Source organism: Selenomonas oralis (assembly GCF_051603425.1).
Taxonomy (GTDB): Bacteria; Bacillota; Negativicutes; order Selenomonadales; family Selenomonadaceae; genus Selenomonas; species Selenomonas sputigena_A.
The window spans coordinates 1,464,360-1,490,264 of sequence record NZ_CP194411.1 but is presented as its reverse complement, the minus strand read 5'-3'; the positions used below and the strand labels follow the sequence as shown (position 1 = coordinate 1,490,264).

The window sequence follows — 25,905 nt, the reverse complement described above, 5'->3', positions numbered from 1 at the left end:
TGGGATTGGCGAACCGAAAGCTTTCCGATCGCATTATTTCGCCTGTATCACTGTCCAGCAGCTTTTTTTGTGCCGCTTTTCTTTTTCGGCTTGTCTGTCGTTTTCTTTGCGGCTGCCTGCTGGGGCTTGGCCGACTTTGCCGCACTCGTCTTGCGCTCATGCGCCTTGGCCGTATCCTTCTTTCCCCCGTCGGACTTGACCTTGGCGCGCGTTTTCAGTGCGGTTCCTCCCCGCGGCTTCGCCTCGCTTTTCGAAGCGGCTTTTTTCCCTTCCGAAGCCTTCGGCTTTTCTTCATCCATCGCCGCCGGCTTCGCGGGCTTCTTTTCCTTTTTCCTCTCCACGCTCCGAACTACCAGGACTTCCTTCTCCTCGTCAGATGCGGAGCGTTTGACAAAAGGGAGCGTATCTTTCAACCTCAGATAGATGGTTGCCATCGGAGGCACGGTGATGACGAGCGACTGCTCGCGATCATGCCAGCTATAGTCTTCCGTATGGAGATCGCCGTCGTTTCTGACGCCCGACCCGCCATATTCCTCGGCATCGCTGTTGAACACCTCGACATAGTCCCCTCTCTTAGGCACACCGATGCGGTAATTTTCCCGCACCTCCGGCGTGAAATTGCAGAGGATGACGATGAAATCATCCGGGTTGTCGGATTTCCGAATAAAGGTGATAATGGAATTTTCGCTGTCGTTGCAGTCAATCCATTCAAAACCGTTCCAGTCGAAATCGACTTCCCAGAACGGGCGGTTTTCCTTGTAGAATTTATTGAGCGCCCGCGAATATTCGAGCATCTTCGTATGCATCGGATATTCCTCGACGAGATGCCAGTCAAGGCTGTCGTCGTAGTTCCATTCGATGAACTGTGCAAATTCGCCGCCCATAAAGAGGAGCTTCTTGCCCGGATGCGCCATCCAATAGCCGAAGAAGCCGCGCAGACCCGCAAACTTCTGCCAATAATCGCCCGGCATCTTGCTGACGAGCGAGCATTTTCCGTGCACAACCTCATCGTGCGACAGGGGCAGGACGAAGTTCTCGCTGAACGCGTACATGAAGGAGAACGTGACTTTGTCCTGATTCCACTTGCGATAAATGGGATCGAGGCTCATGTAGGAAAGCATGTCGTTCATCCAGCCCATGTTCCATTTGTAGTTGAATCCCATGCCGCCCATATAGACCGGCTTCGAGATCAGCGGCCAGGCCGTCGATTCCTCGGCAATCATCAGCGCATCGGGATGGAATTTGAAAATCGCCTCATTGAGCTTCTTGATGAAGTCCATGGCCTCAAGATTCCCCGTATCGCCATACTTGTTCGGCTGCCACTCGCCGTCCTTCCTGCCATAGTTCAGATAGAGCATATTGGCGACGGCATCGATGCGCAGTCCATCGATATGGTATTCCTCGAACCAGAACATGGCATTCGAGATCAGAAAGCTCTGAACCTCGGTGCGGCCGTAATCGAAATTCGTCGTACCCCATTCCCAGTTTTCGGCGCGCTGCTCATTGTCCGACTCGTAGAGGGTCATGCCGTCAAAATGGCGCAGCCCCTGCTCGTCCTTGCAAAAATGCCCCGGCACCCAGTCCATAATGATGGCGATGCCATTCTGGTGCGCCGTATCGACGAGGTAGCGGAAGTCGTCAGGGGCGCCGTAGCGGCTCGTCACCGCATAATAGCCTGTTGCCTGGTAGCCCCACGAGCCGTCAAAGGGATGCTCGCAAAGAGGCATGAGCTCGATATGCGTGTAGTTCATCTTCTTCGCATAGCTGATGAGCTGGTCGGCCAGCTCGCGGTAGGAGAGATACTCGCCCTCAAGCGTGCGCCTCCAGGAGCCCAGATGAACCTCATAGGTCAGCATCGGGTTCGTATAGGAAGGATTCGTCCGCTTCTGCTCCTGCCACTTCGCATCGTTCCACTTATATTTGTTGAGATTATAAAGACGCGAAGCCGTCTTGGGTTTTTTCTCCGCATAGAAACCATAGGGATCGGCCTTCATGATATGCGGTCCGCCCCACTGCGGCTCGATGGCATACTTGTAGACCTCTCCCTCTTCAAGACCCTCGATGAATGTCACCCAGATCTCGCCGTCACCGATCTTCTTCATCTCGTGCGTGCGCGTGTCCCATTCATTGAAGTCCCCCACAACGCTTACGGATTTCGCATGCGGCGCCCAGACGGAAAAGCGCACGCCTTTCCTGCCGTCCTTCTCAATGAAGTGGGCTCCGAGCATCTCGTAAGCATGGTAGTTTGTACCCTGGTGGTATAAGAATAAATCGAACTCACTCAAATCAGATACGTTCACAAAAATTCCTCCCAGCTTAGAAAAACTCCGGAAGCGCAAAGCGCTTCACATCGCCCTTACATGATAACGGGTAAGGTTTTCCCCGTTTGTCTGGGCTTGCGGCTTACCTTGTCCTCACAGATCCTACGAACCTGCCAGCCTGCGAAGCTGCAAAGCTGCTTCTCGGCAGGAAATTCCAGGCTGCCGCTCTTCCGTCCAAAGCGCAAAGGGCAGCAGACCGTCGTCAGGCGATGATGACCGGCTTCACATGCCAGATGTCGTCCGCATATTCGCGAATCGTACGATCCGACGAGAATACGCCGGAGTTGGCGATGTTGATAGCCGAAGACGTCAGCCACGCCTTCCTGTTCTCATACTTCTGGTTCATATTCTTATGCGCCCTGTCATAAGGCGAAAAATCCTTCAGCACGAAGAACTCGTCGTTGCCCTGGATCAGATAGTCACGCAGCGAATGGAAATCGCCGTATGTGCCGTCGACCAGCTGTGAGACGACGAGGCGTACGGCCGGATTCGTATTGAACTCATCCCATGCCTTGTAACTGCCTGTCGCATAGTAATTCAGCACCTCTTCCGCCCGGAGGCCGAAGATCTCGCAATTTTCACGTCCCACAGCCTGGCTGATCTCGACATTCGCGCCGTCGAGCGTCCCCAGGGTCAGTGCGCCGTTCATCATGAATTTCATGTTGCCCGTGCCGGAGGCTTCCTTCGAGGCTGTCGAAATCTGCTCGGAAATATCGGCCGCCGGATAGACGATTTCGCCGATGGAGACGCCGAAGTTCTCGATGAACACGACCTTGAGCATCTCATTGACAGCCTTGTCGCTGTTGACCTTCTCCGCCACGGCATTGATCAGGCGGATGGTCTCCTTTGCTATGTAGTAACCAGGCGCCGCCTTGCCGCCGAAGAAGCGTGTCGTCGGCGGAATCCGGAAGCGCTTGTTCGTCTTGAGCTCATGGTAGAGATACATGATATGCAGGATATTCATGATCTGCCGCTTGTAGGAATGGATGCGCTTGACCTGGATATCGAAAATGGAATCCGGATCGATGCGCACGCCGCCGTGCTCATGGATATAATCGGCGAGATCGATCTTCCTCAGGCGTTTGATCTTATCGAGCTCCTGCAAAAAGCCCTTGTCCGCCACATGATCGTTGAGCTTTGAGAGTTGTTCGGGCGCTTTCTGCCAACCATCGCCGATCGTCTCATCGATGAGGCTTGTAAGCTCGGGATTCGCGCTGATCAGCCAACGGCGGTGCGTGATGCCGTTCGTCTTGTTGTTGAACTTGCCCGGATAATAGCGATGGAAGAACTTCAGCGTGTCGTTCTTCAGGATGTCCGAATGGATGGCCGCAACGCCATTCACGCTATGGCTGCCGACAATCGCGAGACGCGCCATGTGCACCTGCCCGTCTTCGATGATCGAAAGCTCCCGCACCATCTGCTCATCGTTCGGGCGGCGTTTCCTGACCTCCTCGAGATGGCGGCGGTTGATCTCCTCGATGATCATGTAGATGCGCGGCAGGAGCGGACGGAACATATCAATCGGCCATTTTTCCAGCGCCTCGGGCATGATCGTATGGTTCGTATAGGCCATCGTCTCGCGGGTGATCTTCCATGCATCGTCCCACTCAAATCCCTGCTCGTCCACCAAAAGACGCATGAGCTCCGCCACAGCGACAGCCGGATGCGTATCGTTGATATGGATGGCAACCTTCTTCGCAAACTCCTTGAGATCCATCCCCGCGAGCAAGTAATGGCGCACGATGCTCTGCACGCCAGCCGATACGAAAAAGTACTCCTGGATCAGACGCAGGCGGCGTCCTTCATAGGAGCTGTCGTCCGGATAAAGATACTCCGTGATGCTCTCGACGAAGTTGCGGTATTCCTTTTTCGCCTGCAGCTGCTCGCGCGTCATCGTGCCGTAGTCGGAGAAATCGCGGTTGACCTCGGCGTTCCAGAGGCGCAGCGTGTTGACCGTGTTGTTGCGGAAGCCTACGATAGGCACATCGTAGGGAACAGCCATGACCGTCATGTAGTCCTCGTGAACGAGCGCAAGGCTGCCGTCTTCCTGTTCTTTCATATAGGCATTGCCGTTAAACTTGACATTGACCGCCTTGTCCGCCTTGCGGTATTCCCATTCAAAGCCGTTGCCAAGCCAGTTGTCCGGAATTTCGACCTGATTCCCCTTGATGATCTTCTGCTCGAAAAGACCGTATTGGTAGCGAATGCTGCAGCCGTGTCCCGGCAAGCCAAGCGAAGCCATCGAGTCGATGAAGCAGGCAGCAAGACGGCCGAGACCACCGTTGCCAAGCCCCGCATCCGGCTCCTCCGGAAAGCTCTGGTTAAGATCGATGCCCAGTTCCTCAAGTGCGTCATGGAAAAGCTCCATCTCTCCGAGGTTGACGAGGTTGGAGCGCAGAAGGCGGCCGAGCAGGAATTCGACCGAGAAGTAATAGATCTGCTTGTCGCGCCGCTTCATATAAGCCTTGTTCGTCTTGACCCAATTCTCGCTGATATACTGCTTCACGACGGAAACGATCGTCGCATAGACTTCATGCGACGTGAGATCCGCAAAATCCCGGCCCCACAGGATATGCGCCGTAGCCAGAAACTTTTGTTTCAAACCTTCCTTTGCCAGCCCCAGCTCATTCCTCTTGTTTGCCATGAGATCAGTCCTCCTAACTTACTCTGTGCAGCCCAATCTACACGCCTTTGAACCGTCGAACAGGCAACGGCCCGGTACCATTTTTTCCCTATCACCTTGGACGGAAAGGCCACCCCAGGATGCACGGCCCGCATTCAACCCGGCGGACAGGATCCGGAGCGGCCCTTGGAGGACGCCGCCTGAAAAGGCGGCCTCCCGCTGCTCAAACCACAACATTCTTATTGACAATCAGCGGATAGTTCGGCGCTCCCTTGAGCCACCGCCCCTTCGTGATCACGACATTCTTGTCGCAGATCACGTTCTCCACCAACGCATTGTCTTCCAGCTCGCATTTCTCCATCACGATGGAGTTGCGAATCTTCACGCCCTTGCCCACGGTCACATCGCGGAAGATAATGCTGTTCTCCACCTCGCCGTAGATCACGCAGCCATTCGCCACAAGCGAGTTCTGAACCCGGGACGACTCCTTGTACTGCACGGGAACGCCGTCCTTCGACTTCGTGAAGATGAAATTGTTCTGCATAAAAAGGGCTTCCCAATTCGTCGGCTCCAAAGCTTCCATATTGGCCTTGTAGAACGAGGCCGTGGAGGAAACACAGGCCGTATATCCTTCATGCATACAGCCGTACATCGTATAGCGGTCGGCGCGGCGGATGATGCCGTCCAGGACGAGATCCGTACCGCCGTGCTCATACGTGGAGCGAACCATGTCGACGAAGACGCGCTTTTCCATCAGGAGCGCACCGTTCGACACCTTCGATCCTTGGTAAATCACGGGTTTCAGGGAAATATCCTCGATGAGCCCATTCTCGGCTGTCTCTATGACGATGCCTTCATCCGGCTCCTCTTCCGCAGCAATATTGTAAACCATCGTGATGTCGGCATTCGTATTCTGATGGAACCGCAGCACATGCGAAAAATCCATATTGTAGATATAGCTCGCGCTTGTCAGCAGTACATACTTCTGCGCACTATGCTCCACAAAATCGATATTATGGTAGAACGTCTTGAGGTCCCCGAGGCGCGTGTCCTTGTCATCGCGCGCCGGCGGCAGGTAGAAGAGACCCTCATGGCGTCTCGCCAGATCCCAGTCCTTGCCCGAGCGCAGATGATCCATGACAGAGCGCGACTCCGCAGGCAGCACGATCCCGACATGGCTGATGCCGGAATTGACCATGCTCGAAAGTACGAAGTCGATGACGCGATAGCGTCCCGCAAACGGTATGGAGCCAATGGGGCGGTTCTCAGTCAATTCCTTGATCCTGTGCCCATCCGCCTGCAGGTTGATAAGTCCCATGACCGTATTCACAATATCTCACTCCGTTCCTAAAAATATCTGATAAAGTGGAGCTCAGCCGGCCTGCTTGCTGCCGGCCTCCGCCGTAACGGTCTCCCCTTCGGGAATGACAGCGATTGCATGTTCCTCGCCTTCAACCTTTGCGCCTGCCGCAACCGTCGATCCCTGTGCAAGGATCGCATGATCGACAACAGCGCCTTCCTCGATTTTCGCAAACGGCATGATGACGGAGTTCGTGATCCGGGCGCCCTTGCCGACGCGCACGCCCTGGAATATCACAGAATTATGCACCTCGCCGAAGACCATCGAACCCTCGCTGATCATCGAGCGTCCGACAAGAGCTTCCCTGCCTACATAGTGCGGCGGCAGAGACGGATTCGACGAATAGATGCGCCAGTTGCCGTCAAGCGCGAACGGAGGCTCATCCTGCAGGAGATCCATATTGGCCTGCCAAAGGCTCTCGATCGTGCCGACATCCTTCCAGTAGCCGTCGAAGGCGTAGGTGAAGAGGCGCGCCTTGTCCTCAAGCATCTGCGGAATGATATTCTTGCCGAAGTCGTGGCTCGACATGGCGTCCTTCGCATCCTCCTCAAGATACTGCTGCAGGAATTTGCGATTGAAGATATAGATGCCCATGGAAGCGAGATTCGATTTCGGCTCGGACGGCTTTTCCTCAAACTCGATGATGCGTCCGTCCTTGTCGGCATTCATGATGCCGAAGCGCGAGGCCTCGTCCCACGGCACTTCGATAACGCCGATCGTCGCCTCGGCCTTATGGCCCTTATGCGCCTCGAGCATCCACGAGTAGTCCATCGTATAGATGTGGTCGCCCGAGAGAATCAGCACATAGTCGGGATCCATGCTGTCGATGAAGTTCAGGTTCTGGTAGATCGCGTCCGCCGTACCCTGATACCAATCCGCACCCTTTTCGCGTGCATAAGGGGGCAGAATGAACACGCCGCCGTCCTTCTTATCGAGATCCCACGCACTGCCCGTGCCAAGATAGTTGTGCAGTTCAAGCGGACGGTACTGCGTGAGGACGCCGACCTTGTCGATGCCGGAGTTGGCACAGTTGCTCAACGGAAAATCGATGATGCGGTACTTGCCGCCGAACGGCACTGCCGGCTTTGCAATCTTCTTTGTCAGAGCTCCAAGACGGCTCCCCTGCCCTCCGGCCAAAATCATGGCCAAGTATTCTGTTTTTCTCATAAAAATCCCTCCTGAGGGGCATGACATCCCGACACGCCCGTACCTTCAACCTTGCCAACCACCATGCTGTTCCTGCGTCTCAAGCTGGAAAAGTGAACGCGGAATGTTTGATCCCCTGCATATTTCTATTTTTGTTACTATTCCACAAAATACATGGATTTCCTGCCAATACAGTCATGGGAAAATGTTTTTTCTTGATTTTTCAGACGTTTTTCCATAAAAAACCAAACTTCCCCTGGCAACTGCCCCCATCAAAAGAAAAGCAGTGCAATAGCGCCCAAAAAAAGTGCAGCGCCTACACCGCGCAGGAAACCCGATACAATGCCGCCGAAGCGGCCAAGATATTTATCGGCCGCGGGCTGCAGGAAGAAGAGCAGCACGGCGACAGCCGCTATAAAGAGAGGGATATCCCGTTCATAAATTGCGTAGCCCAAGCCCAAGGCAACGAGGAGAAGGTTGCGCTTCGTATTGTAATCCCGTTTTTTATTCCCTTTCGGCTTTCCTTCGGGCTTCCTTATATATTTTTCCGCCCCCTCGGGCAAATCCTCGAAAATGTCCGAACTGCGTTTCCGACGCGGCTTGTAATGATACGACTCGCCCATGCCTCGCCTCCTACAGTCTTGCGGCGCTGCTGCGCAGTCCCGCCAACCGGCCGTAAAGGTTCTTGCCGGGGCAGAGCGTGGAGTTGAAGTCACGGTGCCCAAAAACAACGCCGGAAGCCGGCTTCAGGGAGTAGCGATGCGAGAGTTCAGCGATGAGGCGCGCCGTCGCATCGAGCTGCGCCGTCGTCGGTTCAGCCACCTCGAAATTGCCCACGACATTGATACCGATGGAGGTCGCGTTGTTGTGCCAGCAATGCGCCCCCACGGCGTCGAGAGGACGCCCGCGCTCAATCATGCCGCTCTTATGGACGACAAAATGATACCCTATGCCGGACCAGCCGTTCTGCAAATGCCACTGGTGGATCGTCGCCGCCGAAACCTCCTTGTCCGTGTCGCCGATATGGTGCAGAATGATGCGGTCGGTGAAGGTGCGCCGCTCCAGTTCCAGAAACTTCAGATTCGTCTCCGTGATATGCACGCCCCCCACCGTGGCGGCCTTTGCCTCCTGCGGCACAAGAAGTCCCGGCGCCAGACATGCCCCGGCCGTGAAAAAAACGGCATTTTGAAGGAAATTCCTGCGATTCATGAATATTTTACCCGCTTTCTTTTTGGTACATCAAGAACATTGATTTTCACGGCCCGCCGTGTCTGCAAGGACCGTGGCCGAGCACATCTAGTGAGCGGCGATCGGACGCAGCTCCCAGCCGCCCGCCCCATCGAGATGGAGCTCCTCCTCGTGCTGGGCGAAGAGCGTCGAGCGATGTCCTACGCTTACGATCCCCGTTTCCGGCAGCTCATGCGCAATTCGCTCATAAAGCTCCTTTTCACGCGCCTCATCGAGAGCGCTCGTCGCTTCGTCGAGAAAAACCCAAGCCGGGCGGACGAGAAGGATGCGTGCAAACGCGATGCGCTGCTGCTCTCCCAAAGAGAGGATATGACTCCAATCCTCCACATCGTCAAGGCGGCCGGCAAGCGCCTCCATGCCCACGAGCGAAAGAGCCTTCTCAAGCGTCATGCCCGTCCCCGCTGTCGTCAAGGGATAGCAGACGGCGCGGCGCAGGCTGCCAAGCGGCAGATACGGTCTCTGCGGCAGAAAAAGCACCTTGTCTTCCTCGGGCAGAGCGACCGAGCCGCCGGCAAAAGGCCAAAGCCCCGCCAAAGCGCGCAGAAGCGTCGATTTCCCCGCCCCCGACCGGCCTGTGATCAGAAGAGATCGCCCAGGAGAAAGCGTGAGGGAACAGCCGGAAAGAAGCTCCCTCCCATCGGGCAGCCCCACGCAGAGCCGCTCCAGCACAAGCCCTTCCGACGACACTTTTTTTACAACATCGCTCTTCACGCCGTCGACCTCGTCCATATGCAGCGTGAAGCCGCTGAGTCGGCGAATCACCGCCGCGAGTTCGGCGACGGAGCCGTAAGCCTCGACAAAGTAAGAAAGTGCGTCCTGCACCTTGCCGAAAGCCGAAAGCGTCTGCATCAAGCCGCCCAAAGCCATCTCCCCGGCGAAATAGCGCGGCGCCGCCATGATCAGCGGCACGATGATCGCGAGCTGCGCATAGCCGTTGATATAGAAATTTAAGATCTTCGTCTGGCGCATGAGACCCCAGAAGTTGCCGATGACACGTGCAAAGCGTTCCTTGAAGCCCTGCTTCTCGGGCGCTTCGCCGCCGTAAAAGGCAACGCTCTCGCTGTTTTCCCGGACGCGCATCATGCTGAAACGAAAATCCGCCTCAAAGCGCTGCTGGTCGAAATTCAGACCAATGAGCCGACGTCCTACGCAATGCGCGCCGACCGTGCCGAGCACGGAATAGACGAGGGAAAACCACAGCATATAGCCGTAGATATGGAATTCATGGCTGCCGACAGGAACCGTCAGGACGCCCGATAAATTCCAGAGAACCACGGCAAATGCTGCGAGCGTCGTCAGCTGTTTCAAAAACCCGACGGTCAGTGTCAGCACAAGGTTGACAAACTGATTGATATCCTCCGATATTCGCTGGTCGGGATTGTCCGTACTTCCCGCAAGCATCTGCATCTTGTAATACGAGCGGCCTTGGAGCCAGCGGTCGAGATAGCGTTCCGTCATCCAGGTGCGCCACTTGATCTGCAGCATCTGGCGCAAATAAATTGCATAGACGGCAATCGCAATGTAAATGAAGGCCAGCAGGGCAAATTTGCCGACAAGCGGCCAGAAGAGCTCATACTCATAGGCCTGCAGCGCGTTATAAAACTCGTTGTACCAATCATTGATCATGACGAGCATGCCGACGGCAAAAAAATTCAGCCCGATCACCACGGCCAAAAGCCCGCGCGCCTTCCACTTCTCCTCAGAAAACCAATACCCGCGTACGAGCTTCCAGCAGATCCGCCGGATACTCTCACCCTGCGCTTTCCTAGGCTCTCTCGCCCCGTTATCCATCCAATCTCTCCCTATCCCTTTTTGCGCGCCAGAATCTTCCATTGATAGGCATGCAGTTCCGTCGGATCGATATGCTGCGGCAGAAGCGCGGTCAGATGTTCGATCAAAAGCGCCTCCTCTTCACTTTCCGCAACCCTTGCCGCCCGAATGATTTCCGGCTCAAGCGCGGCTTCACGCAGCAGCGCGGCAATCTCGGACAGCGTAAAAAACCGCAGATGCGTGCGGTCGAGAATGCCCGCATCCGCATACGTCCAACGCCCCTGCAGCATCATGCGGAATACGGAGCAATGCATGACGTTCGGTACACTGACAACGACAGCGCCTCCCGGCTTCAAAAAAGCGGCCAGGTTCTTCATCGCCTGCCACGGTTCGCGCAAATGCTCGATTACATCGCCCAAGATGATATAGTCAAACATTTCATGCCACTCCGGCTTTTTCAGCGTTTCCACATCCAATGCCTCAACCTTTGCAAAACGGGATGCGATCCTTGCCGGAGCTTCATCAAACTCGATGCCGAAAAGGGCTGCCGAAGGATTCGCATCGCGTACGGCGAGAAGCGTAGCACCGCAGGCACAGCCAACCTCAAGCACATGAAGCTCCGGTTTCTTGAAATCCATCATATCAAGAAGATCCCTGCGTACACTGAAGGAATATTCCAGCCGCAGGCCGTGCTCACGGAAAAGTCTTTCACAGTCCTCCCCGTAAGCATTCGGGTATGCATACGGATTGATATGTACATACGCACCGCATGCTACAAGGCACGAAAGCCCCATTACCCATGTGCGCACACTGAGATCGGCCATAAGAAGCATTTCCGTTTGATAATTGGAAGAAAAGCCTCCCAAGGAAATAAATGCTTCCCGCTTCATAAGGGCACAGCAGTCCCGCACCAGCAAAGCGCTCGCGATTTTCGTTTCCCGCCTCGCGAGGTCAGTCACGAAATGCCCAAAACTCGCCTCATCATTGTAAGGCAATTCTCCCTCAAACACCTGAGTGGAGAAGATTCCTGCCATATTGGGGGAAAAGACCGGCAAAGCCATTGCCGCCCCTTCGTTTTTTTCCAGCACCTGCATCATATTTTGCAGCGCCGGCGCCAAAAGGATATAATTCGGAGAAACAAAGAGCACCTGCTCTCCCCGCGTCTGCTGCACGGCTTCGTTCAAAAGCGCCCCCAAGGGCTTTTCCTTGCCGGCGTGCAACTGGATATCAGGCTGCAGCCGCAAAAGGTGTTCGGCTTCTCGCTCTTTGCCGCCATAGGCAACAACGCGTTCAAAGGCTGCGCCTGCATAGTGCAGGCGCAGGTAATCAACGCATTTCCTTGCCTCTTCCAGCCCGCCCGTCAGCGGCACAACGATCGTCAGCATATATTTCCAGCCCTCCCCGTGCGAACAGTTCTCATCTTTCCACACCATCTTTCAGTATAACGACTTTGGACGCTTCACGCAAGTGGCTTCTCATGATACAATGGAGGAAATCGCATGATGTCCCCGGCTATTCGCCCCATTCCGCCTCTGGAAAGGAAGATTCCTTATGCTTGCCATGAAATATTTGTTGGTCGCACTCGTCCTCCTCGTCTTGCTGCTGCTCTATCGCTGGATTCCCAACCGCAAGATCTGGGCGCTTTTTTCCCTGACGCTGCTCCTGGCAGGCGGCGCAGCTTTCTGGAGCTTTCCGCCGCCGCCCGAGCCCGCGATGACAGCGGAAGAAAAAGCCGAAATCCATCAGCAGCAGGAAATTTTCAGCTCTTGGTACGAGAAGCACAAGAAAAACATCGGCCAGCTCGATTACAACTGGCAGCAGTACCACAACATCCTCGAGAGCTTCAAAGAAGGCGACATCGACATCCAGACGGTCTATGTACGCCTCACCCAACTCACCGAGGATGCAAAGCGCACGCGCGACGCCGTCGACGCGCTGGTTCCGCCGCTCGCTCTCACGAACGCGAACTACGACCTCGTCTCCTCGATCCGCCAAAAGACGCTGGCCTACGCCGAAGCGCAGCAGCAAGCGATCTCGCGCACAAAAAACGCCGCCGACCCGGCCGGCCTTCTGACCGGCAAACCGAAGGAGCAAAGCCGCATCCTCGAGGACACGATGATCCGCGAATCTCCCTCCGGGCTCTTCACCGCTGAGGAAGTCAGCGCCTTGCGCGACAATCTGACGATCCCGCCGGAAAAGGACGACTGAGCCGTCCCCCAGCACTCCCCGACTGGAAACGGGACGCAAAAAAGCCTTCCGCAAGGAAGGCTTGGTTATTGCTTATTTCATTGTCCCGGCACCGCATCCGTTTCCTGCCGAGCCACCCGGGCGCGGCGGCGCCGGCGCAGGCGATGCCAAAGCATCGGCAGCACGAGCATCGGCACGCCCGCATAAAACGCCTGCCGCAGATCGGCCGTAAAAGCGATGACGACGAGGCAGATGACCTGCACCCAGATGCCGAAAAGCGTCACATAAGGGAAAAACGGCGTCTTGTAGCGCAGCGTATGCTCCAGCCCCTCGGCGATCAAACGGCAGCGGAAGCGGTACTGGCTCCAGCAAATCGAGATCCAGGCGAGCGCCCCGGTAAAGCCCGAGACAGCCAGCAGATATGTATAGGCTTCCGAATCGGGATTGAAGGTATAGAGCAGGATGACGAGCCAACAGGCGCAGACCGAGACGAGGATCGAATTGCGCGGCACGCCCTTGCCGTTCAGCTGCCCGAGGAAGGCCGGCGCCATGTCCATGCGGGCAAGCGCGTAGAGAGCGCGGGCGCTCGAATACAGCCCCGAGTTCGAGCATGAAACGGCCGCCGTCAGGACGACGAAGGCGAGCACCGAGGCCAAAGATCCCAGGCCATGCGCGGCAAGAGCCGCCGCAAAAACGCTTTCAGCAAGGCTCGCCTCTTCCCACGGCAGAATGGAAATCAGCAGGGATATCGGGACGATGTAAAGCGCGATGATGCGCCATGTCACATTGCGCACAGCGATGGGAATGCTCTTCTCCGGCTCCTTGCATTCACCCGCTGCAAGGCCGATGATCTCCGTTCCCTGGAAATTCACGAGGATGATGACCATCGTCAGCACGATGGCCCACCAGCCGTTCGGCGTAAAGCCGCCGCTTCCCAGCAGGATGCGCGTGCCGATGAAGCCTTCGCCGCCAAAAAGCCCTAAGCAGATCAGAAGAGCCACGACACTGAACGCAATCAAGGCGAAGATCTTCACGAGGGAAAGCCAGAATTCGCTTTCGCCGAACTTATCGACATGAAAGAGGTTGATCACGGTGACGACAAGGCCAAAAAAGACCGCCCACCAAAGCTGGCTGACTTCCGGCACAAAATTGTTCATGATGATGCCGGCCGCTATCATCTCGGACGGCACATAGGCCATCCAGTTCAGCCAATAAGCCCAGCCTACGCCGCAGGCCCAGGTCGAAGATATATTATCGCGGGCATACGTGACGAACGAGCCCGAAACAGGCTTCGCGACCGCCAGCTCCGCAAGGCAGAGCATGACGCAGAGCACGATGAGTCCCCCGAGGAGATACGCCAATATCGCCGCAGGCCCCGCTTTTTCCAGCACATATCCGGTACCGAGGAAGTAGCCGCTGCCGATGATGCCGCCAAGGGAAATCATCTGCAAATGCCTGTTCTTCAACCCTCTGTTCATTTGCGTCCCATTCATGGCCTTAATAACACAACCTTTCCTTCTGTCGAAGCGTGAATAAAACCCCCTAAAATTCCCCTGCATAAACACAGCTTATCCACAATATACACCAAAACGCACCGTTTGAAAACAAAAATTTTACGAAAAGACGAGGCAGATATGGAATCTTTCAAGACGATTGAAGAAGGCGGCGAAGCGACCTACGAGATACAGCGTTCACGCTTCCTCGCACAAACAACATATGCTGCAAGCGAGGAGGAAGCCCGCGCTTTCGTGCTTGCCTGCAAAAAAAAATATTACGATGCGCGCCATAACCCGAGCGCCTGGGTGATCGGCAAGGCGGGCGAACGCCAAAAGTCGAACGACGACGGCGAACCCGGCGGCACCGCCGGGAATCCGATTCTCGAGGCCATAAAGAAGCGCGGCCTCACGGACACCGTCATCGTGGTCACACGCTATTTCGGCGGCATAAAGCTCGGGGCGGGCGGCCTCATCCGTGCCTACGGACACGCCGCAGCCCTGGGGCTTGACGCCTCCCGCCCCGTGCGCTGCCTGAAGCTTCTGCGCCTCGCCGTCACCATCGACTATCCGCTGCTCGCCGTCCTGGAAAATTTCGTGCGGCAAAACAACCTGCGCCTTGAAGATACGATCTATGGCGAGAAGGTGCAGCTCCTCCTGCTGCTCGAAAAGGAACAGCTCGACCCCTTAGAGACCGCCATCACCGACCTCACCGCCGCGCGCGCTTCCTGCGAGCTCCTCGGCGAGACGTGGGGGCGTATACCGCTTTGAGAAGGCGCGCCGTCTGCCTCTCATAAAAACAAAAGGACACCGCACGGGAGGAAAGCCTCCTCTGCGATGTCCCTTTTTTCGTTTCGGCTACTTCACCGGCCGCAGAAGCGGGCCTATGATCTTGGGAAACTTCGCCCGCAGATAGTTGCTGACGGTTTCACCAATGAAGCGCTTTGCCACGCTGTCCGGGTGCAGGCCGTCCGTCGTATAGATATCCTCGAGCTGCCCGGAAGCATCGGAAAGCGTCGTCGTGACGTCGACGCAGTATGGCTGTTCCATGACCCACCGATTCATGAGCGCCTGCTGGTCGGACCAGTCCGGCGGCGGGTTCTGTGCATACTGGAGGCTGGCAATCTTGCCGGGATTGAGCGACGTCCCCGTCAAGAAAACAGGAATGATATCGTGCGCCTTGCACTTGTCGCGCAGCCGCTCAAGCACAGGGATGATTTCCGCCGCGCGTGCACCCACCCGATAATTGTTCACCCCGCCCATAATGACGAGGATCTGCGGTCGGAACGGCAGGACATCGCGGTCGAAACGGGCTTCCATAGCCTCGACCGTATCACCGGAATAGCCGAGGTTCTTTATAGGAAACGCCGCATACGTTTCCCACGAGTAGATCCGGCGATCCGGGCCGTATACGACGGCACCGCCGCCATGTGTAATGCTGTCGCCCAGCGCCGCGACAGGCGTCGGTCTCGTCACTTCGAACACGACATCGTCCGACCAGCCGCTGATGGGCTGCCGCGCTGCATCGAGGGCGCGCACCTTCCAGTAATATGTACCGGGAACTGTGAATCCATGGGAATCATAGCAAGTGAGATCCGTGGAGTAGAGCAGGTGCAGAAGCGCAGGACCCGCCGCATTCCTTTTCCAGACGGAAATCTCATATTCCTTCGCTCCGGAAACGGCCACCCAGGAATACGCCGGATAAAGCGGCGCATAGTCCATGTGCGCATACTCGCTTGTCGGCAAAGGCCCCGTCGGATCCTTTTCACCGATTTCAAGCGCCACCGGCTCCGAAAAGGTGTTGAGCGGCGTACCATCGATGCGGAGGGCGCGCACGCGCCAATAGTGATTTCGATCGAGCCAGCCGCGCCCCTTGACGGGGAGCTCCAGGCCGTTGTTGAATACATGCTCCTCCTGGTAAACCGTCTTGGCAGAAGTCCCCGTACCCTCCTGCACGGTGAACTCATAGCGCACGGCATCGGCGACAGCGGGCCAGACAAAGCGCAGCTTCAGCGGTTCTGTCCGCACGGCCGGCCTTGCCGCTGGCGCCGCCCCAGCCATCGCTTCTTTCTCCATCGGCAATGCATCCCTCTCCCTCGACGATGTGCCGGACATCGCTCCTGCTTCCTGCCCTGCAGATTCACGCGCAAGCGCAATCGTGCGCTCTGAAGCCTGTCCTGAGGCACGTTCCACTACGCGTGTCTCCCCCATCGTATTCGCCGCCTCTGCCGCCTCCGGCAGGACGCAGGGCAAAAAGACAGCCGCTGCAAGGCAGAAAGACATGACCACGGCCTTACTCTTCATGGATAGATAAGCCTCCCTCTGTCAATATCAGCCTTTTTCCTCCGGATCCAGAGGAATCGGTCTGAGCTCACGTGATTCATCGTATTGGATATTCGTGATAATACGGCCGAGCCGCGTACCCGACACAAGGTTCCATGTCCATTTCATGAGCACCGTCATGTTCGTGTGTGCACCGGCAAGGCGCATGAGATGGACGAGCATCCAGATAACCCAGGCGATGAAGCCTTTGAACTTCGTGCCGTTCATATTGACGACGGCCTCCGTGCGCCCGATCGTTGCCAGCGCCCCCTGGTCCTTGTAGCGGAACGTCTCGAGATTCTCGTCGCCCTGTCTCAGGCGCTGGATATTCCGCACGGCAACAACGGCCTCCTGCGTCGCCACAGGAGCAACGGTCGGCAAGGGGCGTTCCGTGCCATGGCAGAACGAGGCGCAGTCGCCGATCGCGAAAACATCGCGTTCACCTTCGACCTGCAGCTTCTCGTTGACGATGAGACGCCCCGCGCGATCTGTCGCAAAACCAAGCTTTGCGATGATGGGCACGGCCTTGACCCCGGCAGCCCAAATGACCGTATCCGTCGGTATGACGCGGCCATCCTTCAGGGAGAGGCTATGCTTATCGCAGCCCGCAACCTGCGTATTGAGCATGACGTCGATGCCCTTTTTCTGGAGCACGCGCACCGTCTCTTCCTGCAGATCGGGCGGCATCATCGGCAGAAGTCCGCCCGTCGCCTCGACGAGCTTCACGCTGACCTCATCCGGCACGAGGTTATGGTACTCGTCCTTCATGATGAGATTGATGACCTCGGCCAGAGAGCCCGCGAGCTCGACCCCGGTCGGACCGCCGCCGACGACGACGAAAGTCAGCATGCGCCGCCGTTCCTCCTCGCTGCGCTCAAGCTTGTTCGCACGCTCGAACATATGGATGACATGGTTGCGAATATGCAGCGCCTCCTGCAGCGTCTTCATCGGGAAGGAATGCTGCTCAACGCTCTCCATGCCGAAAAAGTTCGTCGTCGCGCCCGCCGCCAGGATCAGGTAGTCATAGGGAATTTCCCCGTGGTTCGTGATGACGACTTTCCTTTCCTTATCAAGTCCCCTGAGCTTTGCCATAAAGAGATCGACATTTTTGTTGTGCCGAAAGAACGCGCGGATGGGATAGGCAATCTCATCCGTCGAGAGAAGCGAAGTTGCCAGCTGATAGAGCAGCGGCTGGAAGAGATGAAAATTGCGGCGGTCAATGATCGTGATATCGAGTTCCTTGTCCTTCGCAAGCTCCCTGACGGCCTTTACGCCGCCGAATCCTGCACCGACAACAACAACGCGCGTTTTATTTGACATGGTCGTGCCCCCTTCATGGGTGGGCGAGGAAAATCCCCGTCACTTTGGAAAACAGCCCCCGGTCATACGGCCGGGAATATTCTGGCCGGCTGCCGATACAGCCAGCGTTCAAAACACATCAATAAATTTCATTTGCATATAATAGTATTATAATTACCATATATGCCATGTATGGTATATGCGCCGCGAGAAGATGCCTACGACTCCTCGCCCGCCATGGAGGCCGCGATGGCCGCACCGAGCAGAGAACCCACATTTTCCAGAACGATATCGATCTTGGCGCTGTCTTCCCCGAGTATGACGTACAGGGCGCGCGAAACATGTTCCTGAATCAGCGGCATCTTTTCATAGACAGAGCCGTCCACAGCAATATGCTGCTTTTCGATCTCACCCTTGCCCGCAATCTGCCAAAGCACGCCGCAGAAGGTCGCCGTCACGAGACGCGCCGAACGCGCAATGACAGCCTCCGCCAGTTCCTGCAGCCGCATGGCCTCCGCCGTCGTAACCTCTTGCCCCGTCTTGCGGCGGACGACCTCCTGCACGACATGCCTGTCGAGGAATTCATCCTCGACAATAGCGGAAAGGTCGATGCTCGTAAAGCCGTAGGCTGCACCGTCCGCACCGAAGGCATCGCCCAGCGCAAGCCCGAAAAGATCCCCGAGATACCGCCCCGCAACCATCTTCTCAAGGTGCTGCTCTCCCGGCTTCTCCGAAGCCTCGTCGATGCGCAGGTCGTACTTTGAAGGAATGAGCTTGCCAAAGCCACCCGACTCCATATTGAGGATCATCGGCTGTGCCGCCTGCCCAAGATAAGGCTCATAATAGCAGGTATTGTGTCCTGTCGCATAAATGGATCCGATGTACGTCGAACTCTGCTTGTAGGCGGCAGCGAGCAGCACGGCTACCGTATCGTTGATGACGGCGACCGGCTCGACATTCAGTGCGCCGATGCGGACGAGCGCTTCCTTGAGGAGATTGTTGACAATCTCACCCTCGACGCCCTGCGTGGCGAATTCTTTCGTCCAGGTGACGAGCCGTGCATTGTAGAGATTCGTCTGTTCGGATGGAAAGGAAAACGTATGCCCGAGCAAAAACTTCGTCCCGCGCTTCCTCTCAATGGCCTCATCGACCATGTCCGCAACGAAGTCAAACAGCTCCCCCGCCTGCGCCGTTTCCCCGACATAGTCGTAAACGCCCGGCTCCGTCAAAGGGCGGGCAACACGCTTGATGATCTCGAAATCGCCGTTTCCCTTCAATAAGATATGCGCCGCGCACACATTCGTACCGCCGAAATCGAGCGCGACAAACTCCCCCGTTTCAGCGCCTGTCGGCAGCCCGACATAGGACGGCAGCATGCGCAGCGTAGAGCTGTCGCCGCCGGCAAGCCCCTCGCGCATATCGCGCCGAAAAGCAGCGGCCGTCTCCCGCAGCAAATCATCGTCAACGACGAAGGCACGGCATGCCTCTGCAAGCTTTTCCTTATCCATTCCCACATTCCCCCTCTTTCTTACGGGGCCAAGGAAAACGCCGCTTCACCCGGAGACCGGAGTCCAACCCGGCGCGTTTTCCTGCGCTCCTGTCCGGCGTCTCACGCAGGCAGCGTTTCCCGGAGATCCTTCTGCGTCATTTTTTCGGCAAAACCTCAAGCCAATATCCGTCGGGGTCACTGATGAAGTAGATTCCCATGGCTTCGTTTTCATAGCATATGCAGCCCATCTCCTCGTGCAGCTTATGCGCTGCCGCGAAGTCGTCGACCTCGAAGGCAAGATGCACCTCGTTGTCGCCCAGGTTGTACGGCTCCGTGCGCTCTGCGAGCCATGTAAGTTCCAGCTCATGAGGCGTTGCGCCGTCACCGAGATAGACAAGCGTAAACCCCGGTTTTTCCAAACGATGCGCTTCTTTCAGCCCCAGAGCCTTCTCATAAAAAGCAAGAGAGCGCCCCAAATCAAACACGTTGATATTGTTGTGCAAAAATTTAAATTTCATCTCTTCACCTTGTCTTCCATGCCGAAGAATAAAAAGTTCTTGCAGTAATCTATGACGAGGAAATCCTCCTTGTCCTTTCCTTCGCCGCCCAGATCGGGGCAGAAACGCATGCCGCGCCCCAGCATCTGGCTGAACTTGCTCAGCGAATGAACCTTGCGGAAAAAGACGATGTTTACGACAGACGGGATATCGAAGCCCGTATCGAGCACATCGACCGACACGGCTATGGTCGGCTTCCCGTCCTCTGTCGTAAAGTCATTGACCGCCTCTGCAAGATTCGGTGTGCGCACGTCGAATGCCTTGATAAAGTCCGGCCCGAATTCCGGATGCAGGCGCTGGAAGATGAACGCAATCGCCTTGGCCTGCAAACTGTTCTTCGCAAAGATGATCGTCTTGCCGAGGTTCCCGTCCTTTGCCTTGCGGCCACACGTCAGGAGGTTTTCGAGCATCGCCTGAATCTTTTCTTCGCTGAAAAGCCAGTTGTTCACCGCTGCCTTGTCAAAATCCTTGTTCGCAATCGTCCCCGTATCGGAATATTCCATCTCGGCAATATCCTTCTGCTCAGGTGTCAGCTCGGCATAGCGGAGCGACGGATCCATGATTTCCTCAGGCGCGGCATCGACCGCCTCAAAATCGACGAGCCAGCCGTCGCGCAAGGCTTCCTCGAAACGGTAAGCGTATGTCGGCTTGCCCGGCTCAAGCTCGTAAAAGCGGTAGACCTCGGCCTCGCCGGGCGCTTCCGGCGGCAGGGAGGAAAAGCCGAGCAGAATGGCGTCAAAGTAGCGCAGGAGCGAAGCATGATCCTCATAAACGCTCGGATGCGACTCATCGATGACAATCAGATCGAAATGCGCCGGATTGTAAAGGCGAGCGCCGCTTTCCAAGCGATGCTCGTTGATGGCGTCCATCATGGTCGATCCCGTGGCGAAAACGATTTTTGCCTCCGCCTCGCAGCGCGCATCTTCGAGAATATCGACCATCTTCATATCAGGCAGCAGGATGCGGAATTTCCCGTAGGCCTGCTTCGTAAGCTCCTCTCGGTCGGCGAGATAGAGCACCGTGCCGATCGTATGCTGGTCGTTCAGAGCCTCGACAATACCCGCCGCCATACGCGTTTTTCCCGTACCCGGCGGCGTGGAGATAAGGACGCGGCGCGCGCCCTCATGCACAGCCTCGCAGGCTCTCCAGACAGCTTCCGTCTGGTAGGGACGGCTCGTGACGTCGCCGGAAATATCCGCATGTGCCTCAGGATTCCTCAGGCGGCGGAATTCCATTCGGCGTTCGAGCCCTTCCCGTGAGAAGCAGCCGTAGATGCGGCGCAGGTTGTCGCGCCTTTCATCGCAAAACCAATACTCGCCCTCATGCAGCAAGAATATGAAGGGACGCTCGCCGTGTTTTTTTTCCAGGACATCGGCCCAAACTTTCGCCTGTTTGACGCCCTCCTTCATGTCGCCTGCCGCCGCCTTGACCGCCATGACAGCCAACGGCTTCTTTTGCTCATCGGTGTAGAGAATGTCAATGGTGAGCGGATGCCCTCCGGGAACTTCCACCTCGATGTTCATGAAGCAGTCCTTGTCAAGCGTCCATCCTGCCTGGGCGCCGTCGACCATCATGTAGCGGCCGCGGCACTCAGCGACGAGATTCGCGGGGACAGTGAACGGCCTGCCGTTCTTGTTCGCTTCACGGCGCGCCGCCATCTCTTCCGCAATCTCGCGGTTCTTCTTGCGCTGCGGCAGAAGCGCACCGCCTTCAAACGGCTGCTTGTAAATCTCGAGAAGCTTGTTCCTGTCAAGCTCCTTGATCTTTTCGGATGCGGGCAGAACCTCCTCGTCGAACGGCTTCGGCGAAAAATCCGCATCGTAGCAACGAACCATCCACTGCAGCGAGCAAGCGAGACCCTTGAGCGCGAGCACAGCCGTTTCGCGGGAAACCGGCAGGCCGCGATAGGCCGTCACGTTGCCCAGCCCGAAAATATAATAGACAACAGCGTCGAGGCCGTCCGGGCGCATTCTTTTCAGCGTCGGCTCGTGCATGAGGCGCGTGGGCGACTCACGATAGGGCAGCGCCAGTCCGGCATCGTGCGTGAACATCCAGCAAAGCGCAAGCTTCAGCGCACGCTCTGCCAATACCACACTGCACGCCGGCGACCTTCCCAGGCATTTCTCCGCCTCGACGGCCGCTTTTGCAATATCCTTGTATTCCTTTCGCTCCAACAAAAAAGTAAAATTTGATGCCATCTCTTTCACCGTTCTTTCCCTTGCTCCTCGCGGAAAGTCCCTAGTAAATTCAGTGCCTTTCCGCCTCTTCGCTTCCCTGCCCATCCTTGCGGCGGGCGGCTGCCTGCCGTTCTCCTTCCCCCCGTCGGGGCTGTGTGAGGTCGGCAACTTCGTCATGTTCCCTCTCAAGCTCATGGCCCAGGTGGCAAAGCACACGCGTTATGCGTACGCCCTCCGTCTTCTCGACAAAAAACTCCGCATCGCCGAAAGCGGCCTTTTGGCCGACGCGCGGCGGATTGTCGACATGCGCCGAAAGCCAACCGCCCACGCTGTCGATATCCTCCTCGTCGATCGCGACTTCGAGGATCTCCTCAAGCTCCTCAAGGAGCATTTTCGCATCGACGGAGTAAAGGCATGGGCCGCGCTTTTCCACAAGCGGTCTGTCCGTATCAAACTCGTCCTGGATATCGCCCACGATCTCCTCGACCACATCCTCGATCGTCACCATGCCTGCCGTGCCGCCGTATTCATCGACGACAATGGCGAGCTGGGAACGCTCCTGCTGCATGGTCTGCAGGAGGCGGCTCACCGCCATGGCCTCGGGCACGACGAGGACGTGCCGCGCCAACTTCCTGAGATCCGGCGTTTCCTTGCGGTAAACCGTCTGCAAAAAATCCTTGATATGCAGAAAGCCTATGATATTGTCCTTGTCCTCATCACAAATCGGATAACGCGTAAGCTTTTCCGCCATCGCGACCGCGATGTTCTCCTCAAGCGAATCCTCAAGGTAGAGGCAAACCATCTCCGTGCGTGGAATCATGATCTCGCGCACGGAGAGATCGGCAAAGTCAAAGACATTGTCCACGAATTCGAGCTCTGTCTTGTCAATGAAACCCTGCCGATGGCTTTCCTTCATCAAGACGCGGATCTCCTCCTCCGTATGCGCCACATCCTCGCCCTTCGTCACGACGGAAAACCCCATGCGCTCCTCAACCCAGTTCGCGACATGATTCAAAAGCCAGACAAACGGGTACATGACGCGCTGAAACACGAGGAGCGGCAGCGCCACGGCCAGCGTGACGGATTCGACCTTCCGAATCGCGACATTCTTCGGGATCAGCTCGCCGCCCACGATATGCAGCGCGGTAATCAAAGAAAACGCGAGGAAGAACGAAAGCGTCGAGCCCACATTTTCCGGCAGCCCAAGCCACAAAAAAGCGGGATGCAGGATGGAGGAAACGACCGGCTCACCAAGCCAACCCAGGCCAAGCGAAACAATCGTTATGCCCAGCTGCGTGACGGAGAGCGCGACATCAAGCCTGTCCACAAGCGCCTTCGCATAGGAGGCGCGGCGGTTGCCGGCGGCGATCAGCACATCGAGACGTGAACCGCGCATCTTGACGATGGAGAATTCCGCCGCGACAAAAAAAGCATTGCCGAACACCAGCAAAAAAACGAAAAAAAGCTTGATGCCAAGCAAAAAAGGATCTTCCAAATTCACCCCTCCAAAGATTCCATGACATGCGGCAAGAGGCGCAGGCTGCAGGCAAGGCAGCAGACATGCCGCATCCCATCAGCCTGCGCTTCCTCTTTAATATACCTGAATTTTAATATTCTACAATCGCATTTCATTTTCCTTCTCGCTTTCCGCCGAACGAAGCAGAATTCATCATCTCCTGCGCCGAAGGAAGCGGCGCATATTCGGCGAGAAAGGCCGCCATCTCCGCCTCGGATAGATGCGGCGGGGAAAAGCCCTGCGTTTTTTTATGCGCTCCCGGGGCGATGCCGTTCGCACGAGCAGCAAAGGAATCGCTTTTTTCTCTGCTCGGGCCGCGCATGCGGTTTCCCTGCTCCTGAAGATCGGGCTTTCCGTCCTTGTCATCGCAGCTCATGCGGCAGCGCGGATAATTCGAGCAGCCCCAAAAAGCGCCGCGCCTGCCCTTGCGCTGCAAGAGAACGCCATTCCTGCAGCGCGGGCAAGGGTATTCGCCTTCGCGCTCGATCTTCGCGTCAAGCGCCTTCGCCACAAGGCGGCGCGTGAAAGCGACCTGACCCGCCAAAAACTCCTCGAGCGTGCCGTCGCCCTCGGCCATCGAATGCAGCTTGTCCTCCCAAATGGCCGTTGCATCAGGATAAACGAGCTCATCGGGCAAGGCGTCGACGAGCAGGTAGGCCGCAGGCGTCGGGTAAAGCAGCTTCTTTTTTCCCTTGGCGGTGAGAAATCTGCGCTTTACGAGATCGTCGATAATAGCGGCGCGCGTCGCCTCCGTGCCGATGCCGTAAACGTCCTTGAGACGCTTCTTCGCCTCAGGGTCGAGAACATACTTATGAATCTCCTTCATTCCCTGCAGGAGCGTCGCAGGCGTAAAGCGCGCCGGCGGCTTTGTCGCCCTTTTTTTCAAGGCGTCGCGCAAAAACTCAACACGGTCGCCCTTCTTCAGTGGCGGCAAAACGGCGGTGTCTTCCCTTTCGTCCTCCTCGCCCGCCGTCTCAAGCGCGGCGTCCCTGCCGTCCGCACTCCCCTGCGTCTCCTCCGCTCCGCCTTTTCCCTTCAGCGTGCGATAGAGGGCGCGCCAGCCTGCCTGCAGCTCGCGCCGGCCGTTCGCCGCGAACATCTCGCCCTTATAGGAAACCGTCACCTTCGCCTGCTCGTAGATATGCACGGGATAAAACTGCGCGATATAAGCCTGTGCAATGAGACGGTATATATTTTGCTCCGTCTCGGAAAGCGCCGCGAGGCGCGGCCGTACCGTCGTCGGGATGATCGCGTGGTGCGCTGTCACCTTCTTGTCGTTCCAGGCACGGCTCTTGATCTTCGCATCCGCGCCGCCCGCCCAATGCGAGAGCGCCGCATCGTCGCCGTCACGCAGATGCGCGAGAATGGCGGGCGCATCCTTCTTTTGGTTCAGCGGCAGGTACTCCGAATCCGAGCGAGGGTACGTCGTGAGCTTCTTCTCGTAGAGCTTCTGCGCCGTATCGAGCACGAGCTGCGGCTCATAGCCGTACTTCCTTCCCGCCAACACCTGAAGCGACGAAAGCGAAAAGGGCAACCTCTGCCCCTCCGTCTTCTTCGTACGGCTCGCACCCGTGACGCGGCCCTCATGCGGCGGCTCGGCGAAAGCGGCAAGCTTGGCCTGCGCGGCTTCCCCGTCGACAAGCCTGCCCTCGCGGTCAAGCCCCGGCTCTTCCTCCCTCGGTTTCCAAACAGCGGAAAAATCGCCCTCCGCATGATGAAACTCCGCGCGCAGCTCAAAATAATCGACGGGCTTGAAGCCCTCGATCTCGCGCTCGCGCCGCACTACGAGCGCGAGCGTCGGCGTCTTGACGCGGCCGATGGGCAAAACGATCTTCTTGTGCCCGGCACGGCGCGCTGCCAGCGTGTAGGCGCGCGAAAGATTCATGCCGATGAGCCAGTCGGCCCGCGCCCGCGCCAAAGCCGACTGCTTGAGATTCCGGAAGTCGCCGTTGTCCCGTAGCGCCGCATTCGCCTCGCGGATGCTTTTTTCATCAAGCGCGTTGAGAAGGATCCGCTTGACAGGCTTCTTGTTTCCGACGAAATCCAGCACCTCGTCAATCAGAAGCTGGCCCTCCCTGTCCGGGTCGCCCGCATGAACGATTTCATCGGCGCGCTCGATCAGCCCCTTGACAACGGCGAATTGACGGGCCGCCGACTGCGCGACGACGAGCTGCCACGACGCCGGCACAATCGGCAGATCCTCCGCCCGCCAGAGCTTGTACTGCGCATTGTACTCCTCTGGCTCCTTCTGCCGCAGGATATGGCCGAACCCCCATGTCACCGCGCCCTCCGCCGTCTCCAGCCAGCCATCGTGCCGGCGCACCGGCCCTTTGAGGCACTTCGCTATCTCCCGCCCCATGCTTGGTTTCTCCGCAATATAGAGCCGCAAGCGACCGC

The 25,905-nt window shown here is 57.0% G+C and carries 18 protein-coding genes; 2 read left to right on the top strand and 16 right to left on the bottom strand.

All coding sequences use genetic code 11. From position 1 onward, the window contains the following. Positions 1 to 47 precede the first annotated feature (47 nt). From glgB to ACRTGH_RS07075, 8 genes are all read right to left on the bottom strand, one after another. Entirely contained in the window at positions 48 to 2,300 is a 2,253-nt protein-coding gene (glgB, locus tag ACRTGH_RS07110; RefSeq protein WP_368846576.1) for a 1,4-alpha-glucan branching protein GlgB, read from the bottom strand. Between the two features lie 223 nt (positions 2,301 to 2,523). Continuing rightward, positions 2,524 to 4,965, bottom strand: coding sequence for a glycogen/starch/alpha-glucan phosphorylase (locus ACRTGH_RS07105; protein WP_368846577.1), 2,442 nt, complete (start codon positions 4,963 to 4,965; stop codon positions 2,524 to 2,526). A gap of 202 nt (positions 4,966 to 5,167) precedes the next feature. After that, positions 5,168 to 6,274: a glucose-1-phosphate adenylyltransferase subunit GlgD gene (glgD, locus tag ACRTGH_RS07100; RefSeq protein ID WP_368846578.1), complete on the bottom strand. Its 1,107-nt coding sequence runs from the start codon at positions 6,272 to 6,274 to the stop codon at positions 5,168 to 5,170. A 42-nt stretch (positions 6,275 to 6,316) separates the two neighbouring features. Continuing rightward, positions 6,317 to 7,471, bottom strand: coding sequence for a glucose-1-phosphate adenylyltransferase (locus tag ACRTGH_RS07095; RefSeq protein ID WP_368846579.1), 1,155 nt, complete (start codon positions 7,469 to 7,471; stop codon positions 6,317 to 6,319). 251 nt (positions 7,472 to 7,722) lie between these two features. After that, positions 7,723 to 8,073: an antibiotic resistance protein MarC gene (locus ACRTGH_RS07090; RefSeq protein WP_368846580.1), complete on the bottom strand. Its 351-nt coding sequence runs from the start codon at positions 8,071 to 8,073 to the stop codon at positions 7,723 to 7,725. Positions 8,074 to 8,083: 10 nt separating this feature from the next. Continuing rightward, positions 8,084 to 8,659 carry a peptidoglycan recognition protein family protein gene (locus ACRTGH_RS07085; protein ID WP_368846581.1) on the bottom strand — a complete coding sequence of 192 codons (576 nt, stop codon included), beginning with the start codon at positions 8,657 to 8,659 and terminating at the stop codon, positions 8,084 to 8,086. A gap of 87 nt (positions 8,660 to 8,746) precedes the next feature. Next, complete coding sequence (locus ACRTGH_RS07080; RefSeq protein ID WP_368846582.1) at positions 8,747 to 10,489, bottom strand: ABC transporter ATP-binding protein/permease; 1,743 nt, start codon at positions 10,487 to 10,489, stop codon at positions 8,747 to 8,749. A gap of 11 nt (positions 10,490 to 10,500) precedes the next feature. After that, positions 10,501 to 11,853, bottom strand: a complete 1,353-nt coding sequence (locus tag ACRTGH_RS07075; protein ID WP_368846583.1) for a methyltransferase domain-containing protein — start codon at positions 11,851 to 11,853, stop codon at positions 10,501 to 10,503. A gap of 166 nt (positions 11,854 to 12,019) precedes the next feature. Here ACRTGH_RS07075 and ACRTGH_RS07070 point away from each other — a divergent pair, with 166 nt between their 5' ends. After that, a complete protein-coding gene (locus ACRTGH_RS07070; RefSeq protein WP_368846584.1) occupies positions 12,020 to 12,676 on the top strand; it encodes a hypothetical protein in 657 nt (218 codons plus the stop codon). A gap of 77 nt (positions 12,677 to 12,753) precedes the next feature. On the opposite strand, the gene ACRTGH_RS07065 is transcribed toward ACRTGH_RS07070, so the two are convergent. Continuing rightward, positions 12,754 to 14,148 carry an amino acid permease gene (locus ACRTGH_RS07065; protein ID WP_438474112.1) on the bottom strand — a complete coding sequence of 465 codons (1,395 nt, stop codon included), beginning with the start codon at positions 14,146 to 14,148 and terminating at the stop codon, positions 12,754 to 12,756. Positions 14,149 to 14,289: 141 nt separating this feature from the next. Between ACRTGH_RS07065 and ACRTGH_RS07060 the strand changes: the two genes are divergently transcribed. Then, positions 14,290 to 14,919: an IMPACT family protein gene (locus tag ACRTGH_RS07060; RefSeq protein WP_368846586.1), complete on the top strand. Its 630-nt coding sequence runs from the start codon at positions 14,290 to 14,292 to the stop codon at positions 14,917 to 14,919. Positions 14,920 to 15,006: 87 nt separating this feature from the next. Here the strand turns inward: ACRTGH_RS07060 and ACRTGH_RS07055 are convergent, their stop codons facing one another. The 7 genes from ACRTGH_RS07055 to ACRTGH_RS07025 all read right to left on the bottom strand — a co-directional run bounded on the left by ACRTGH_RS07055 (position 15,007) and on the right by ACRTGH_RS07025 (position 25,897). Further along, entirely contained in the window at positions 15,007 to 16,452 is a 1,446-nt protein-coding gene (locus ACRTGH_RS07055; protein ID WP_368846587.1) for an SGNH/GDSL hydrolase family protein, read from the bottom strand. 27 nt (positions 16,453 to 16,479) lie between these two features. After that, the gene (locus tag ACRTGH_RS07050) at positions 16,480 to 17,790 is read right to left on the bottom strand and encodes an NAD(P)/FAD-dependent oxidoreductase (protein WP_368846588.1); all 1,311 of its coding nucleotides are present in this window, start codon (positions 17,788 to 17,790) and stop codon (positions 16,480 to 16,482) included. Between the two features lie 197 nt (positions 17,791 to 17,987). After that, a complete protein-coding gene (locus ACRTGH_RS07045) occupies positions 17,988 to 19,283 on the bottom strand; it encodes a hexokinase family protein (RefSeq protein ID WP_368846589.1) in 1,296 nt (431 codons plus the stop codon). Between the two features lie 130 nt (positions 19,284 to 19,413). After that, entirely contained in the window at positions 19,414 to 19,776 is a 363-nt protein-coding gene (locus ACRTGH_RS07040; RefSeq protein ID WP_368846590.1) for a VOC family protein, read from the bottom strand. Next, a complete protein-coding gene (locus ACRTGH_RS07035; protein ID WP_368846711.1) occupies positions 19,773 to 22,013 on the bottom strand; it encodes a DEAD/DEAH box helicase family protein in 2,241 nt (746 codons plus the stop codon). Before ACRTGH_RS07035 ends, ACRTGH_RS07040 begins: the two co-directional genes overlap by 4 nt. Positions 22,014 to 22,062: 49 nt before the next feature. Continuing rightward, a complete protein-coding gene (locus ACRTGH_RS07030) occupies positions 22,063 to 23,487 on the bottom strand; it encodes a hemolysin family protein (RefSeq protein ID WP_368846591.1) in 1,425 nt (474 codons plus the stop codon). A gap of 133 nt (positions 23,488 to 23,620) precedes the next feature. Continuing rightward, positions 23,621 to 25,897, bottom strand: a complete 2,277-nt coding sequence (locus ACRTGH_RS07025; RefSeq protein WP_368846592.1) for a DNA topoisomerase 3 — start codon at positions 25,895 to 25,897, stop codon at positions 23,621 to 23,623. Between the last annotated feature and the right edge of the window lie 8 nt (positions 25,898 to 25,905).

Excerpts from the sequence above, each read along its gene's own strand:
- ACRTGH_RS07075 (WP_368846583.1), bottom strand. The coding sequence starts at position 11,853 with ATGCTGACGATCGTTGTGCCGCTGACGGGCGGGCTGGAAGAGGCAAGG.
- ACRTGH_RS07070 (WP_368846584.1), top strand. The coding sequence starts at position 12,020 with ATGCTTGCCATGAAATATTTGTTGGTCGCACTCGTCCTCCTCGTCTTG.
- ACRTGH_RS07085 (WP_368846581.1), bottom strand. The coding sequence starts at position 8,659 with ATGAATCGCAGGAATTTCCTTCAAAATGCCGTTTTTTTCACGGCCGGG.
- ACRTGH_RS07080 (WP_368846582.1), bottom strand. The coding sequence starts at position 10,489 with ATGGATAACGGGGCGAGAGAGCCTAGGAAAGCGCAGGGTGAGAGTATC.
- ACRTGH_RS07040 (WP_368846590.1), bottom strand. The coding sequence starts at position 19,776 with ATGAAATTTAAATTTTTGCACAACAATATCAACGTGTTTGATTTGGGG.
- ACRTGH_RS07095 (WP_368846579.1), bottom strand. The coding sequence starts at position 7,471 with ATGAGAAAAACAGAATACTTGGCCATGATTTTGGCCGGAGGGCAGGGG.
- ACRTGH_RS07060 (WP_368846586.1), top strand. The coding sequence starts at position 14,290 with ATGGAATCTTTCAAGACGATTGAAGAAGGCGGCGAAGCGACCTACGAG.
- ACRTGH_RS07055 (WP_368846587.1), bottom strand. The coding sequence starts at position 16,452 with ATGAAGAGTAAGGCCGTGGTCATGTCTTTCTGCCTTGCAGCGGCTGTC.
- ACRTGH_RS07035 (WP_368846711.1), bottom strand. The coding sequence starts at position 22,013 with ATGGCATCAAATTTTACTTTTTTGTTGGAGCGAAAGGAATACAAGGAT.
- ACRTGH_RS07090 (WP_368846580.1), bottom strand. The coding sequence starts at position 8,073 with ATGGGCGAGTCGTATCATTACAAGCCGCGTCGGAAACGCAGTTCGGAC.
- ACRTGH_RS07105 (WP_368846577.1), bottom strand. The coding sequence starts at position 4,965 with ATGGCAAACAAGAGGAATGAGCTGGGGCTGGCAAAGGAAGGTTTGAAA.
- ACRTGH_RS07065 (WP_438474112.1), bottom strand. The coding sequence starts at position 14,148 with ATGAATGGGACGCAAATGAACAGAGGGTTGAAGAACAGGCATTTGCAG.
- ACRTGH_RS07050 (WP_368846588.1), bottom strand. The coding sequence starts at position 17,790 with ATGTCAAATAAAACGCGCGTTGTTGTTGTCGGTGCAGGATTCGGCGGC.